Origin of the sequence: Oceanimonas aquatica, assembly GCF_030732065.1 — a bacterium.
In the GTDB taxonomy this organism is placed as follows: domain Bacteria; phylum Pseudomonadota; class Gammaproteobacteria; order Enterobacterales; family Aeromonadaceae; genus Oceanimonas.
The window spans coordinates 214,235-227,508 of the sequence record NZ_JAVBHX010000006.1 but is presented as its reverse complement, the minus strand read 5'-3'; the positions used below and the strand labels follow the sequence as shown (position 1 = coordinate 227,508).

At 61.9% G+C, this 13,274-nt stretch carries 13 protein-coding genes; 1 reads left to right on the top strand and 12 read right to left on the bottom strand.

From position 1 onward, the window contains the following. Positions 1 to 13: 13 nt before the first annotated feature. Positions 14 to 154, top strand: a complete 141-nt coding sequence (locus tag Q9290_RS10740) for a hypothetical protein (protein WP_306079647.1) — start codon at positions 14 to 16, stop codon at positions 152 to 154. A 31-nt stretch (positions 155 to 185) separates the two neighbouring features. Here Q9290_RS10740 and Q9290_RS10735 read toward each other — a convergent pair whose 3' ends face one another. The 12 genes from Q9290_RS10735 to pepB all read right to left on the bottom strand — a co-directional run bounded on the left by Q9290_RS10735 (position 186) and on the right by pepB (position 13,191). Continuing rightward, on the bottom strand, positions 186 to 626 hold the full coding sequence (locus Q9290_RS10735) for a universal stress protein (RefSeq protein ID WP_306079646.1): 441 nt from the start codon (positions 624 to 626) through the stop codon (positions 186 to 188). A gap of 129 nt (positions 627 to 755) precedes the next feature. Next, complete coding sequence (gene der / locus Q9290_RS10730; protein WP_306079645.1) at positions 756 to 2,258, bottom strand: ribosome biogenesis GTPase Der; 1,503 nt, start codon at positions 2,256 to 2,258, stop codon at positions 756 to 758. A 76-nt stretch (positions 2,259 to 2,334) separates the two neighbouring features. Then, on the bottom strand, positions 2,335 to 3,507 hold the full coding sequence (gene bamB, locus Q9290_RS10725) for an outer membrane protein assembly factor BamB (RefSeq protein WP_306079644.1): 1,173 nt from the start codon (positions 3,505 to 3,507) through the stop codon (positions 2,335 to 2,337). A gap of 2 nt (positions 3,508 to 3,509) precedes the next feature. After that, entirely contained in the window at positions 3,510 to 4,148 is a 639-nt protein-coding gene (locus Q9290_RS10720; RefSeq protein ID WP_306079643.1) for a YfgM family protein, read from the bottom strand. A gap of 1 nt (position 4,149) precedes the next feature. Further along, on the bottom strand, positions 4,150 to 5,427 hold the full coding sequence (hisS, locus tag Q9290_RS10715; RefSeq protein WP_306079642.1) for a histidine--tRNA ligase: 1,278 nt from the start codon (positions 5,425 to 5,427) through the stop codon (positions 4,150 to 4,152). A 41-nt stretch (positions 5,428 to 5,468) separates the two neighbouring features. Then, on the bottom strand, positions 5,469 to 6,587 hold the full coding sequence (gene ispG, locus Q9290_RS10710) for a flavodoxin-dependent (E)-4-hydroxy-3-methylbut-2-enyl-diphosphate synthase (RefSeq protein WP_306079641.1): 1,119 nt from the start codon (positions 6,585 to 6,587) through the stop codon (positions 5,469 to 5,471). A 21-nt stretch (positions 6,588 to 6,608) separates the two neighbouring features. After that, on the bottom strand, positions 6,609 to 7,574 hold the full coding sequence (gene rodZ / locus Q9290_RS10705; protein ID WP_306079640.1) for a cytoskeleton protein RodZ: 966 nt from the start codon (positions 7,572 to 7,574) through the stop codon (positions 6,609 to 6,611). Next, positions 7,564 to 8,343: a type IV pilus biogenesis/stability protein PilW gene (pilW, locus tag Q9290_RS10700; RefSeq protein ID WP_306079639.1), complete on the bottom strand. Its 780-nt coding sequence runs from the start codon at positions 8,341 to 8,343 to the stop codon at positions 7,564 to 7,566. Before pilW ends, rodZ begins: the two co-directional genes overlap by 11 nt. 28 nt (positions 8,344 to 8,371) lie before the next feature. Continuing rightward, the gene (rlmN, locus tag Q9290_RS10695) at positions 8,372 to 9,490 is read right to left on the bottom strand and encodes a dual-specificity RNA methyltransferase RlmN (protein WP_306079638.1); all 1,119 of its coding nucleotides are present in this window, start codon (positions 9,488 to 9,490) and stop codon (positions 8,372 to 8,374) included. Positions 9,491 to 9,643: 153 nt separating this feature from the next. Then, positions 9,644 to 11,161 carry a nucleobase:cation symporter-2 family protein gene (locus Q9290_RS10690; RefSeq protein WP_306079637.1) on the bottom strand — a complete coding sequence of 506 codons (1,518 nt, stop codon included), beginning with the start codon at positions 11,159 to 11,161 and terminating at the stop codon, positions 9,644 to 9,646. 186 nt (positions 11,162 to 11,347) lie between these two features. After that, positions 11,348 to 11,779, bottom strand: a complete 432-nt coding sequence (gene ndk / locus Q9290_RS10685; protein WP_019934284.1) for a nucleoside-diphosphate kinase — start codon at positions 11,777 to 11,779, stop codon at positions 11,348 to 11,350. Between the two features lie 113 nt (positions 11,780 to 11,892). Then, a complete protein-coding gene (gene pepB / locus Q9290_RS10680) occupies positions 11,893 to 13,191 on the bottom strand; it encodes an aminopeptidase PepB (RefSeq protein WP_306079636.1) in 1,299 nt (432 codons plus the stop codon). Positions 13,192 to 13,274: the final 83 nt, after the last annotated feature.

Genomic DNA, 13,274 nt, shown 5'->3' with positions numbered 1-13,274 from the left:
ACCGGAGAAGCTCATGTTAAGAAGAAAACGCCATTTACTGAAGAGCCACAAACTCGCCAGCGGCTCACGCCGCAAACTGATGATGCAGGATCTGCGCCGCAAGATAGTGCGCCGCAACGCCACTTTTTTTCTCACCCAGGCCGGATTTGAGTAACGCCTCACTACCGTGAGGCATTACCCCGGCTTCAGCGAATGGTGATTACGCCGCACTTGGCGTTGTTGGCCACCTTGTGAGACACACTGCCCATCACCAGGCCGGCCAGATCCCCCAGCCCGCGCGTACCCAGCACGATCACTTCCACCCCCAGAGCCTCGGCCTGCTTTAAAATGGTCCGGGCCGGTTCCCCCTTTTCCACATGGGTATGAATGCTGTTCACGCCCAGCTTTTTGGCCTCGGCTTCGGCCCCCGCCATAATACGGTTGCCGAGGGCTTCCATTTCCTTGAGTTCATCACCAATGGCCACGGCGCCAATGCCCCAGATCAGTGTGGCTTCATGAGGCAGCACCTCGGGCACATGAAGCACGTGCAGTTCGGCGTTATCCACCTTGGCCAGATGGCAGGCCAGCTCCAGTGCCTTGCGACCATGCTTTGAACCGTCTACCGCTACCAGCAGAGACTTGTACATACGCTTCCTCCATGGAATCAATAGTTGGGAATGCATATCAAGCCTAGGCGGCCGCGTTGAAGTGCGCAAAATCATGAGGCTCAAATGACTAAAAAAACGCCGGCTTAGCCGGCGTTTTTTGGTAAGGGGTTATCTTTTCTTGATGTGCTTCATCAGACGCTTGCGCTTGCGCAGCTGGCTGGCGGTCAGCTTGTTCTTCAGACCGGCGTAGGGGTTGTCCCCTTCCTGGAATTCAACCCGAATGGGCGTACCCACCACCTGCAACGAGCGGCGGAAGTAATTGATGAGGTAACGCTTGTAGGAATCGGGCAAGTCCTTCACCTGGTTACCGTGCACAATGATGCGCGGCGGGTTGTAGCCCCCGGCATGGGCATACTTGAGCTTGACCCGGCGACCACGCACCAGGGGCGGCTGGTGATCGTCCTGGGCCATCTGCATGATGCGGGTCAGCATGGAGGTACTGACGCGCTTGGTGGCCGAGGCATAGGCTTCTTTCACCGACTCAAACAGGTTGCCCACGCCGCTGCCGTGCAGGGCCGAGATAAAGTGCAGCCGGGCAAAGTCGATAAAGCCCAGTCGGCGGTCCAGCTCGCGCTTGATGTCGTCACGCACGTCCTGACTCAGGCCATCCCACTTGTTCACCGCCAGCACGATACTGCGGCCGGCGTTAAGCACAAACCCCAGCAGGCTGAGATCCTGATCGGAAATGCCTTCCCGGGCATCCAGCACCAGCAGCACCACGTTGGCATCCTCAATGGCCTGCAGGGTCTTGACCACCGAGAACTTCTCCACCGCCTCATGCACCCGGCCCCGGCGCCGCACCCCGGCGGTGTCGATCAGAATGTAGTCCTGCTCGTCCCGCTGCATGGGAATGTACACCGAATCCCGGGTGGTGCCGGGCATGTCGTACACCACCACTCTGTCTTCGCCGAGAATGCGGTTGGTCAGGGTCGACTTGCCCACGTTGGGACGACCAACAATGGCCAGCTTGATGGGGGCATCCTCAAAGGGCACCGCCTCTTCCTCGACCAGCTCGTCGATCACCGCCATGGCGTCTTCCAGACTGGCGTCGTCAAACTCGTGCTCGTCATCACTGTCGGTGTCGGCACCGTCTTCGGCGTCGGCGTCACCGGCCAGCGCCTCAAGCTGGGGCGCCAGGGCGGTTTCCAGCAACGACAGCACGCCACGACCGTGGGCGGCGGCAATCTGGTACACATCCCCCAGCCCCAACTGATAGAACTCGCCCACCGCCGAGTCGGCATCGATGCCGTCGGTCTTGTTGGCCACCAGCAGGGTTTTCTTCTGGCACCGGCGCAAATGCGCGGCAATGGCCTCATCGGCAGAGGTCAGGCCGGCACGGGCATCCACCATAAACAGCACCACGTCGGCCTCGTCGATGGCCGCCAGCGACTGGGCCGCCATTTTCAGCTCAATACCTTCCTCGGTGCCGTCGATACCGCCGGTGTCCACCACGATATACTCCAGCTCGCCCACCCGGGCCTGGCCATATTTGCGATCCCGGGTCAGACCGGGAAAGTCCGCCACCAGGGCGTCGCGGGTGCGGGTCAGACGGTTAAACAGGGTGGATTTGCCCACGTTGGGACGGCCCACCAGAGCCACTACTGGCATCATAAAAACATTCTCCGAAAAACAATAACGGCTCCTGAGTCTTGGAATCAGGAGCCGATGGTGCCGCCGAGGGGCGCGCTCAGGGACGGGCTATCGCCACCAGCTCGCCGTCACGGCTTTGCACATAAAGGGTGTCACCGGCCACTACCGGGGCCGCATACAGGCCCGAGCTGTCTACCCGCTCCAGGGCCACAATGGCGCCGTTGGCACGATCCAGCCAGTACAGGTAACCGTCGGCATCGCCCACCACCAGGTGATCGCCAAACACCACCGGAGCGGTCAGATGGCGGTTTTCCAGCTCGGTGTTGGACCAGGCTTCGCTGCCGCTGCGGGCATCCACCGCAAACAGGTGGCTGCGGCTGTCGGTGATATACAGCAGGCGGCCATCGGTGCTCAGATCTTCCGAGCCCTGGTACTGGCGCTTCCACAACTGCTGACCGGAAATCAGCTGGTGTGCGGTGAGCTGGCCATTATAGGCGATCGTGAACAGAATATCGCCCAGGATCACCGGCCTGGCGGCCACATCCACCATGCGCTCCAGCTCGGTGGCGCCCCGGGGGCTGGCAATGCGGGTGTCGCGCACCGGCTGACCGTTGGCCAGCAGGGCAATCCCCAGCCGGCCATCGGCGCGGCCATAGAGCACGGCGCCGCCGGCGGTAATGGGCGCGGCCATGCTACGCAGGGTCAGGCTGGGCTGCTCGTTGCGCAACAACCATTGCTGCTCACCATTAGTGGCATCCAGCGCCACCAGGTTGCCGGCGCTGGTGTGCACCACTACCTTGCCTTCGTCCACCGCCGGCGCGGCCAGCACTTCGCCGGGCACGCTTCTCGTCCACAGCAGGGTACCGTCGGCCTGGGACACGGCATAGACCACGCCGTTTTCCGAGCCGAAATAGAGGTTGCCGTAGGCGGCGGTCAGGCCGCCGGCAATGCGCGGGCTGCGCTGGTTGTCGTTGATGGCCAGTTCATCCAGCTCGGTTTCCCACAGCTCGTCGCCACCGGCTGCATCAAAAGCCTTGACCACGCCATCCCGTGAAGCGGCAAACAGCCGGTCGCCGTCCACCACCGGACGCAGCCGGGAATAATAATCGCCCACGCCGCTGCCCACGGAATCGGCCCAGCGGGTGTCGGTGTCAAAGGCATTGTCGATATTCGGCAGCGGGCTTGCCGGCGCCACCGGCGACTGGCTGGCGCAGGCGGTCAGTCCCAGGGCCAGCGCCAGGGGCAGCAATGAGGTCAGCGGTCTGCTCATGATCACTCTCCCTGCTCAGGCTGGGCGGCCAGGTTGTCCAGCTTCAGGGTCAGCGCCGGGTTTTCACCCACACCGCCGGCGGTACGTGCGGCCTCATAGGCGGCACGGGCTTCGCCAGGCTGCTGCCGGGCCAGGAACAGATCTCCCTGAATCTCGTGCTTCTGAGCGGCAAAGGCGTCGCCGGTGACCTCGTCGAGCCGGCCCTGAGCGGCATCCAGGGCGTCGGTGGCGATCAGCACCCGGGCCAGACGCAGACGAATGGTATTGGCCAGGGCCGCGTCGTCGGTGCCCGCCAGCGCCTGCTCCAGCTGCTGTTGCGCCAGTGCCAGATCGTTGGCCTTGACCGCTTCCGCCGCCAGCAGCAGCGCCGCCAGCTCACCATAGCTGTTGCCCTGGTTATTACTTACAAAGGCGGCCGCGCTGTCAAAGGCCTCGCTGCCCTGGGTGGCCAGCTCCCGGCTGATCCGTTCAAAGGCCTCGGCACCGGTCGCCTGAGTTTCCAATTGCTGAGTCTGGTAATAGCGCCAGCCAAACAGGCCGGCCAGGCCGATGGCCGATCCCAGAATGATGGCCTTGCCGTATTCGTGCCACCAGCGTTTGATGGCTTCAATCTGTTGGTCTTCCGTGCTGTAAGTATCCAACTCAAATCCCCTTTTGCTTGAGTAGTGCGACCAGCTCGCTTTGCGCCAGAGTCTGTTGCTCGCCCTGACCACGCAGGTATTTCACCGTCACCTGACCGTTGGCGATTTCGTCTTCCCCGAGGATCAGCGCCACGGCGGCGCCGCTTCTGTCGGCCCGCTTGAGTTGCTTTTTGAAGTTGCCGCCGCCGCAATGGCTCATCACGCGCAGCGCCGGCAGTGCATCCCGCAGTTGTTCGGCCAGCGCAAAGCCGGCGGTACGGGTGCTGTCACCCATCATGGCCACATAGACATCGGCCAGAGCCGGCTCTTCCGGCACCAGATTCAGGGTTTCCAGCAGCAGCACCAGCCGCTCCATGCCCATGGCAAAGCCCACCGCCGGCGTGGCCTGGCCACCCAGCTGCTCCACCAGGCCATCGTAACGGCCACCGCCACAGACGGTGCCCTGAGCCCCCAGGCTCTCGGTGACCCATTCAAATACGGTGAGATTGTAGTAATCCAGGCCGCGCACCAGTCGCGGATTGATTTCAAACTTGATGCCGGCGGCGCTCAGCAGCGACTGCAGGCCCTCAAAGTGAGCTTGAGTGTCTTCACCGAAGTAGTCGGACAGCACAGGCGCATCGGCCAGCAGGGCCTGCACCTCGGGGTTCTTGCTGTCGAGCACCCGCAGCGGATTGGTGTGCATGCGCCGGCGGCAGTCTTCATCGAGGCGCTCTTCATGCTGCTGCAGAAAGTCCACCAGCGCCTGGCGGTATTGCGCCCGCTCTTCGGGCTGACCCAGGCTGTTGAGCTGAAGGGTCAGGTGCTCGGTCACGCCCAGGGCCTTCCAGAAGCGGGCAGTCAGCATAATCAGCTCGGCATCGATGTCCGGACCATTCAGGCCGAACACTTCCACCCCGAACTGGTGAAACTGGCGGTAGCGGCCCTTTTGCGGACGCTCGTAGCGGAACATGGGGCCCATGTACCACATGCGCCGCTCCTGGTTGTACAGCAGGCCGTGTTCGATGCCGGCACGCACACAGCCGGCGGTGCCTTCGGGGCGCAGGGTCAGGCTGTCGCCGCTGCGATCCTCAAAGGTGTACATTTCCTTTTCCACCACGTCGGTCACTTCGCCGATGGCGCGCTGAAACAGCCCGGTCACTTCCATGATGGGCAGGCGGATTTCGCTGTAGCCGTAGGCGCTCATGGTATTGCGCAGCACGGCTTCCGCCTGTTGCCAAGCCGGTGTTTGCTCCGGCAGGCAGTCGTTCATTCCTCGAATTGCTTGAATTTGTTTGGCCACAAAAAAATCTCTGTTCTGAATCGATAAGGTAAAAAGCGGGCTCAGTCCTTGTCCTGCACCGGAATGCGGGCGGCGGGATCCATCATGGCGACCTTGGCGCGAATGCGCGCTTCAAGGGCATCCACCAGCTGGGTATTGTCGAGCCGGCCGACCCGCTCGCCGCCATCGTAGAAGGCGCTCTTGCGCTGGGCACCGGCGAGACCCAGATCGGACACCAGCGCCTCCCCCGGGCCGTTGACCACACAGCCGATAATGGACACATCCATGGGCGTGATGATGTCTTCCAGCCGGTTTTCCAGCGCATTGACGGTACCGATCACATCAAACTCCTGACGGGAGCAGGACGGACAGGCGATAAAATTGATGCCCCGGGCGCGAATGCGCAGAGACTTGAGAATGTCGAAACCGACCTTGACCTCTTCCACCGGATCGGCGGCCAGGGAAATGCGCAGGGTGTCGCCGATGCCCTCGGCCAATAACATGCCCAACCCGATGGATGACTTCACCGCGCCGCTGCGAAAACCGCCGGCTTCGGTAATGCCCAGATGCAGGGGTTGCTCAATCTGGCGGGCCAGCTCCCGGTAGGCGCCGACGGCCAGAAACACATCGGACGCCTTGACGCTGACCTTGAACTGATCGAAGTTGAGCCGGTCGAGAATATCCACATGGCGCAGGGCCGATTCCACCAGCGCCGCCGGCGTGGGCTCACCGTATTTTTCCTGCAGGTCCTTTTCCAGTGAACCACCGTTGACCCCGATACGAATCGGAATGCCCTTGTCCCGGGCGCAATCCACCACGGCGCGCACGCGATCTTCCCGGCCGATGTTGCCCGGATTGATGCGCAGACAGTCGGCGCCGTACTCGGCCACCTGCAGGGCGATGCGATAGTCGAAATGAATGTCGGCCACCAGCGGCATGGTGGTGCCGGCACGAATGGCCCTGAAGGCTTCCGCCGCCTCCATGGTGGGCACCGACACCCGTACGATATCGGCGCCGGCTCTTTCCACCGCCCGAATCTGGGCCAGGGTAGCCTCCACGTCGGTGGTGGAGGTGTTGGTCATGGTCTGCACGCTGATGGGGGCATCGCCGCCCACCAGCACGGAGCCGACACGAATTTGCTTGGACTTGCGGCGAATAATGGGGGATTCGTGTTGGGACATGGTTTGCTCTTGTTCGTTACATCAGGATTGCGGAACGGTCAGGCGGGCCACCCGGCCGGCGCGAAAGGAAGACAAGTCCACCGCCCGGTTCAGGTATTCCACACTGGCGGCCTGGGGGGCGCCCAGCACCAGCCGGAACGGCGGCTGACCCTTGAGTTCAAGGCGGTCGGCGGCGGTTTTCACCCCTTCCGACAGCACCCGGCCCTCGGCATCGGTGATCTTTATCCAGCAGTCGGCGGTAAAGCCCAGCACCAGCAGCTCGGGATCGGCGGTAGGCTCCGGTTGCGGCGCGATGACCGGCTCGGCCTGTGCCGGCTCGGCCGACGCCCCGGCGGTGACCGCGATGTCGGCGACCTCGGCCGGGGCTGTGTCGGGCGTCGGCGCCTCGGCCTCGGGCAGAGAACCGTCGGCGGGCGTGGCAACGCCCGGCACGACGACGTCCGGCGTGGTGATCTCAGGCGCCATCACCCGCGGTGCAGGCTCATCGGCCGGGGCCGGCTCGGCGGGCAGGCTTTGCTCGGTGGCCGTATCTCCGGTCACGTAGCCGACACCGCTGTTTTGCCACCACCAGAATACCAGGGACGTCAGCAGCCCCAGCAGCACCAGCCAGCTGATGCGCTTCAGCCACTTGTCGCTGGCCTGCTGACGGGTCTTTTTGGAGAAGCTCTGCATGGGCGCCGGACCGGCGCTGCGCAGTTGCTCCATGCCGGCCATGCCGTCAAAGGCCGCCAGCGCCTGTTGCTCGTTTGCCCCCACCAGGCGGGCATAGGCCTTGACGTAACCACGCAGAAAAGTCATGGCCACGCCGGCCTTGTAATGATCACCGTCAATGGACTCGATCACCGCCACACGCAGGTTGAGCCGGCGCGCCACTTCGTTCTGGCTCCAGCCCCTGCTTTCACGCGCCTGGCGCAGCATGTCGCCCGGGCCGGCCTTGGCGGCGTCGGGTTCGGCCCCGGGTTGGGGTTGCTCTTCGTTAATTGTCATGGGTCAGCAATCGCTCGGCCTGTTCTGAATCCGGAAATAAGCGTACCAGCTCGGCACCGGCCTGTTGAGCCTGTGAGCCCAGCCCCCGTGCCCGGGCGGTACGCACTGTCAGCCATAAACTCTGCGCCGTGGGTGAATGCCGTTGCCGGTAACGGTCAAGGTAAAGCTGGGCAAACACAGGGTCGCCCCGCTCGAGCTCCAGCCCGGCCATGCCGAGCAGAGCCCGGGGTTTGCCCGGACTGTATTCCAGCGCCCGGCGAAAATAATCCAGTGCCGCCTCGTCACGGCCACCGTCCAGCGCACACAGAGCGGCGTTTTCAAGGGTATCTGCCACCTTGGCATAGCCAAACACGGCAATGGCCTTCCTGAACATGACATCGGCTTCGTCAAATCGTTCCCGGTCACACAGAAAAGCGCCGTAGTTGTTCAGGCCGTCACCATGCTGCGGGTCGAGCCGCAACATTTGGCGGTAGTGCTGTTCCGCCTTGTCATACTCAGAGACGGTCTGAAAAAAGTACGCCAGCGCCAGGTGAATGTCCGGGTTGCCGACATCCTGGGACAGGGCCCGCTCCAGATTGAACTTGGCCTGACCGGTGTCGCCCCGGCGCAGGTATTCCAGGCCCAGGTTCATTCTGGTCAGGGCCGCCTGAGAAGGTTCGAACACCACCTCCCCGGTTTGCCGGCCCTGGCTCAGGTGAACGGTTTCGCTCACGCAGCCGGCCAGGGCACTCGCCAGCAGCAATGCCGGCACCAAAACGGCCTTTGCCATTCCCTTCTTCCGCCAGTGGTTTTTGAAGTTAAACCATTGTGACGGATATATTTTGTTCCTGCATCCGTTTTTTCATGGTGCGCTTGGTTCTGTCGATCACATCGCCCACCAGCTGACCGCAGGCGGCGTCGATGTCGTCCCCCCGGGTCTTGCGAATGGTCACGGTATTACCGTACTGCATCAGCACCTTGTTGAAGCGGTCAATGCGGCTGTTGCTGGGCTTGCCGTAGGGGTTGCCCGGAAACGGATTGAACGGGATCAGGTTGATCTTGCAGGGCAAGTCCTTGAGCAGCTCGGCCAGCTCGTGGGCATGCTGCATGTCATCATTCACATGATCGAGCAGCACATACTCAATGGTGACCTTGCCGTGGTTGGCATTGGACACCGCCAGGTAGCGACGAATGCTGGCGATCAGCTCGGCAATATTGTACTTGTCGTTGATCGGCATGATCTCGGAGCGCAGCTTGTCGTTGGGCGCATGCAGGGAGACCGCCAGGGCCACATCGATCATACCGGCCATCTTGTCCAGCGCCGGCACCACACCGGAGGTGGACAGGGTCACCCGGCGCTTGGACAAGCCAAAGCCGTAGTCTTCCAGCATCAGCCGCATGGCCGGCACCACGTTGTTGAGGTTAAGCAGCGGCTCACCCATGCCCATCATTACCACATTGGTAATGGGCTTACGGCCCGAGTCACGCACAAAGCCTACACGGCTGGCGGCGCGCCAGACCTGACCGATGATCTCGGACACCTTGAGGTTGCGGTTAAAGCCCTGCTGGGCGGTGGAGCAGAATTTGCAGTCCAGGGCACAGCCTACCTGGGACGAGACGCACAGGGTGGCGCGGTCGCCGTCGGGAATGTACACGGTTTCCACTTCCTGACCGCCCACCAGCATGGCCCACTTGATGGTGCCGTCGGCGGATTTTTTCTCGACACTGATCTCGGGCGCACGAATTTCGGTTCGCTCCTTGAGCTTGGCCCGCAGCACCTTGTTGATGTTGGTCATCTGATCAAAGTCGTCGCAACCAAAGTGATAAATCCACTTCATCACCTGATCGGCACGGAAAGGTTTCTCTCCCAGTTCCTGAAAGAGTTCTCGCATGCCGTCACGATCCAGATCCAGCAGATTGATTTTGGTTTCACTCATCGGTTGCCTCACGCGTTATGACCAGAGCCCACAGGGCGCGAAATTGTACAGAGTTTAGCAGTCGGTTGCCAGTGGCAGCCGAGACCGGCGCCATACGCCACCCACTAAAAAGGGCCGCTCAATGGCGGCCCTCACACGGGATGGCGTGGGAGATCAGTGTCCCTGGGCCACCGGTTTCAGCGCCGGCTGCCTGGCGGGGCGACTCTTGCCAGGCTCAATGGCCACTTCAACGCCGTCGGCGTCGAACAGCTTGCCGTCCACGAAGTAGTCACCGTCCTGCAGGCTGGCGATGTCTTCCTGGCGAATGGTGCGCTCTGTGCCGGCCGCAAACACCGACTGCTTGTCGGAATTGCCCAGGCTGAAGTGGTTAAACAGCAGGTTCAGCACAATGGCCATAATGGCCGTGGAGCTGATGCCGGAGTGGAAGATGGTGGCGAACCAGTCCGGAAAGTGGTGATAGAAGCTGGGTGCTGCAATGGGCAGCATGCCAAAGCCGATGGAGGTGGCCACTATGATCAGGTTCATGTTGTTGGTGTAGTTCACCTTGGCCAGGGTACGAATGCCGCTGGCGGCCACGGTGCCAAACAGCACGATGCCGGCGCCGCCCAGTACGGCAGTGGGCACGGTGGCGATCACGCGGCCCATGATGGGCATCAGACCCAGGGTCACCAGAATACAGCCGGCCGCGGCCACCACATAACGGCTCTTGACGCCGGTAACCGCCACCAGGCCCACGTTCTGGGCAAAGGCGCTCTGGGTAAAGGAGCCGAACATGGGCGCAATGGCGCTGGAGATCATGTCGGCACGCAGGCCGTCACCCAGACGGCGGGAGTCCACCTTGGTGTCGATAATGTCACCCACCGCCAGAATGTCGGCGGAGGTTTCCACCAGGATCACCAGCACCACGATCAGCATGGAGATAATGGCGGCCAGCTCAAACACCGGCATGCCGAAATGGAACGGCGTGGGAAACGCAAACACCGGGCCTTCCAGCACGCGGGAGAAATCCACCAGGCCCATTGACCAGGCCAGCAGGGTACCGATCACCATGGCCAGCAGAATGGACAGCCGGCTGATGGCGGCATTGCCCAGCTTGCTCAGCACCAGCACCACGGCCAGGGTGGCACCGGCCAGGCCGATGTTGGTCATGCTGCCGAAGTCTTCGGCCTTGCTGTTACCGCCCATGGCCCAGCGGGCCGCGACCGGCATCAGGGTCAGGCCGATGGTGGTGATCACCGCACCGGTCACCAGCGGCGGAAAGAATTTGATGATTTTGGAAAAGATGGGCGTGATCAGCAGGCCAATCAGTGCCGCGCCGATCACGGCGCCAAACACCGAAGGCAGACCACCACCGGAGGTGACAATGGCCACTATGGTGGCCACGCTGGCAAAGGACACGCCCTGCACCAGGGGCAGCTGGCAGCCAAAAAAGCGAATGCCCAGGGTCTGCAGCAGGGTGGCGGCCCCGCCCACAAACAGGGACGCGGCGATCAGCATGCCGATCTCCGCCGAGGCCAGACCGGCGGCCTGGCCCACGATCAGCGGTACCGCAATGATGCCGCCGTACATGGTCAGCACATGCTGAAAACCGTAGGCGATGTTGGCACCCAGGCCGAGGTTTTCGTCTTCCGGACGCTGGCCAACGGCCTTGACTTGTGACTCTGTATTCATTATCACTCCCTGAAAATGTTAATCGATGTATACCATAACCACGGCAATATCATCTTTTATGTTGCAATCAATGTAAACAATTTTTACACTTAATGTATACATAACTAACAGAACAGGCAGTCATTCGTGCCGTCTGGGCACAAAAAAAGGCGCCGAAGCGCCTTTTTCATGCCGTTCGACTCGCGATTAACGAGTGCGCGGGCAAATTTCTTCGTCGCTGAAGAAATAAGCGATTTCGCGGGCTGCAGACTCGGGAGCATCGGAGCCGTGAACGGCGTTTTCGTCGATGCTGTCGGCGTAGTCGGCGCGCAGAGTGCCGGCCAGGGCGTCGGCGGGGTTGGTGGCGCCCATGATTTCACGGTTGCGCAGAATGGCGTTTTCACCTTCCAGCACCTGAACCATCACCGGACCGGAAGTCATGAAGTCAACCAGGGCCTTGAAGAAAGGACGCTCGCTGTGCTCGGCGTAGAAACCTTCGGCCTGCTCACGGCTCAGGTGAACCATTTTGGAGGCAACGATTTTCAGGCCGGCAGACTCAAAACGGCCGTAGATGGCACCGATCAGGTTCTTGGCAACGGCGTCGGGCTTGACGATGGAAAAGGTACGTTCGATAGCCATAGGGGTATCCTTTAAATCAACAGGTTCTGTTTTCGACAGTAAAAACGCGCGGATTATACGTAAAGCGGCGGCGAGTTAACACCGCCTGCACGTAATTTTCTTGGGGGAACGGCTCAGCCCTCGCACACCCGCGCCAGCATGGCGGCAATGGTGCGCACGCCATGGCCCTTGCCACCGGCGGCCCAGAGGTCACTGGGCACCTTCTGGTAAGAGCCGGAAAGGTCCATGTGCACCCACTGCCGACCGTTGTCGGGCACAAAGCGGGATAAAAAAGCGGCCGCGGTAGAAGCGCCGGCCTGGCCCTCACCCGCGTGCACGTTGGCCATGTCAGCAAAGGCAGACGGCAGCAAATTCTGGTGGAACGGCTCCAGGGGCAGCGGCCAGGCCTTTTCGCCTTCGTCTTTCGCCGCCTGTACTGTTTGCAGCGCCAGCTCGTCATTCATGCTGAACACGGCGTTATAGTCCCGGCCCAGGGCCATTTTGGCGGCGCCGGTGAGGGTGGCCGCATCCAGAATAAAGGGCGCGCCGGTATCGGACGCCGCCAGCAGGCCGTCGGCCAGCACCAGCCGACCCTCGGCGTCGGTGTTGAGGATCTCCACACTCAGGCCATTGCGGTAGGTGAGAATGTCCCCCAGCTTGAAGGCGTGACCCGACACCAGGTTTTCGGCGCAGCACAAAAACAGCTTCACCCGGCTGGCCAGGCCACGGCCAATGGCCAGCGCCAGGGCACCGGTAACGGTGGCGGCGCCGCCCATATCGGACTTCATCACCGACATGCCGTCGGACGACTTGATGCTGTAGCCGCCGGAGTCAAAGGTAATGCCCTTGCCCACCAGGCAAGCGGCCACCGGGGCGTCGGCATTGCCGGTGGGGTTGAAGTCCAGCTCCAGCAGGGTGGGCGGACGGGTACTGCCCCGGCCCACTTCGTAAATGCCGATATGCCCCAGATCCTTGAGCTGCTCGCCGCTGTAGATGCGGTAGGTCACCGCCGCGGGTGCCAGCGACTGAATAAACTTGCCGGCCTCGGTGGCCAGCGACGCCGGATACACATCTTCGGGGGTACCGTTGATCATTTCCCGCACCCAGTTCACCGCGGTGCGGCGGGCCTCCAGCTCGGCCTGCTCCCCGGCGCTCATGTCGCCGAATTCCAGCCGCTGGCCACCCTTGGCGTTGTAAAACCCCTGAGCAAAGGCCCAGCGCAGTTCAAGGATCCAGTCGTCGCCAGCCAGCGCCACGTCCTTGATGCCCATGCCATCAAGCTTGCGCCCCGCCTGCTGCACCCGGCGCGCCGGCTCACCGTTTTCACCCAGGTGCACCCGCACCTCGTCATTCTGAAAGCTGAGCAGTGCCTTGTCGCCCCAACAGGCCGGGGCGGCATCCGTGGTCAGCATCACCTTCATGGTCGCGGACATCATGACTCCTTGTTTGCTCAAAATAAGTTCGGTTATCAAAACGGAAAAAGCCACAGTATCACTGTGGCTCTCAATAAAGCTAG

Bases quoted from the DNA above. Each gene is read 5' to 3' on its own strand.
- Q9290_RS10690 (WP_306079637.1), bottom strand. From the start codon at position 11,161: ATGAATACAGAGTCACAAGTCAAGGCCGTTGGCCAGCGTCCGGAAGAC.
- rodZ (WP_306079640.1), bottom strand. From the start codon at position 7,574: ATGACAATTAACGAAGAGCAACCCCAACCCGGGGCCGAACCCGACGCC.
- ndk (WP_019934284.1), bottom strand. From the start codon at position 11,779: ATGGCTATCGAACGTACCTTTTCCATCGTCAAGCCCGACGCCGTTGCC.
- bamB (WP_306079644.1), bottom strand. From the start codon at position 3,507: ATGAGCAGACCGCTGACCTCATTGCTGCCCCTGGCGCTGGCCCTGGGA.
- pepB (WP_306079636.1), bottom strand. From the start codon at position 13,191: ATGTCCGCGACCATGAAGGTGATGCTGACCACGGATGCCGCCCCGGCC.
- rlmN (WP_306079638.1), bottom strand. From the start codon at position 9,490: ATGAGTGAAACCAAAATCAATCTGCTGGATCTGGATCGTGACGGCATG.
- der (WP_306079645.1), bottom strand. From the start codon at position 2,258: ATGATGCCAGTAGTGGCTCTGGTGGGCCGTCCCAACGTGGGCAAATCC.
- Q9290_RS10735 (WP_306079646.1), bottom strand. From the start codon at position 626: ATGTACAAGTCTCTGCTGGTAGCGGTAGACGGTTCAAAGCATGGTCGC.
- ispG (WP_306079641.1), bottom strand. From the start codon at position 6,587: ATGTCCCAACACGAATCCCCCATTATTCGCCGCAAGTCCAAGCAAATT.
- Q9290_RS10740 (WP_306079647.1), top strand. From the start codon at position 14: ATGTTAAGAAGAAAACGCCATTTACTGAAGAGCCACAAACTCGCCAGC.
- pilW (WP_306079639.1), bottom strand. From the start codon at position 8,343: ATGGCAAAGGCCGTTTTGGTGCCGGCATTGCTGCTGGCGAGTGCCCTG.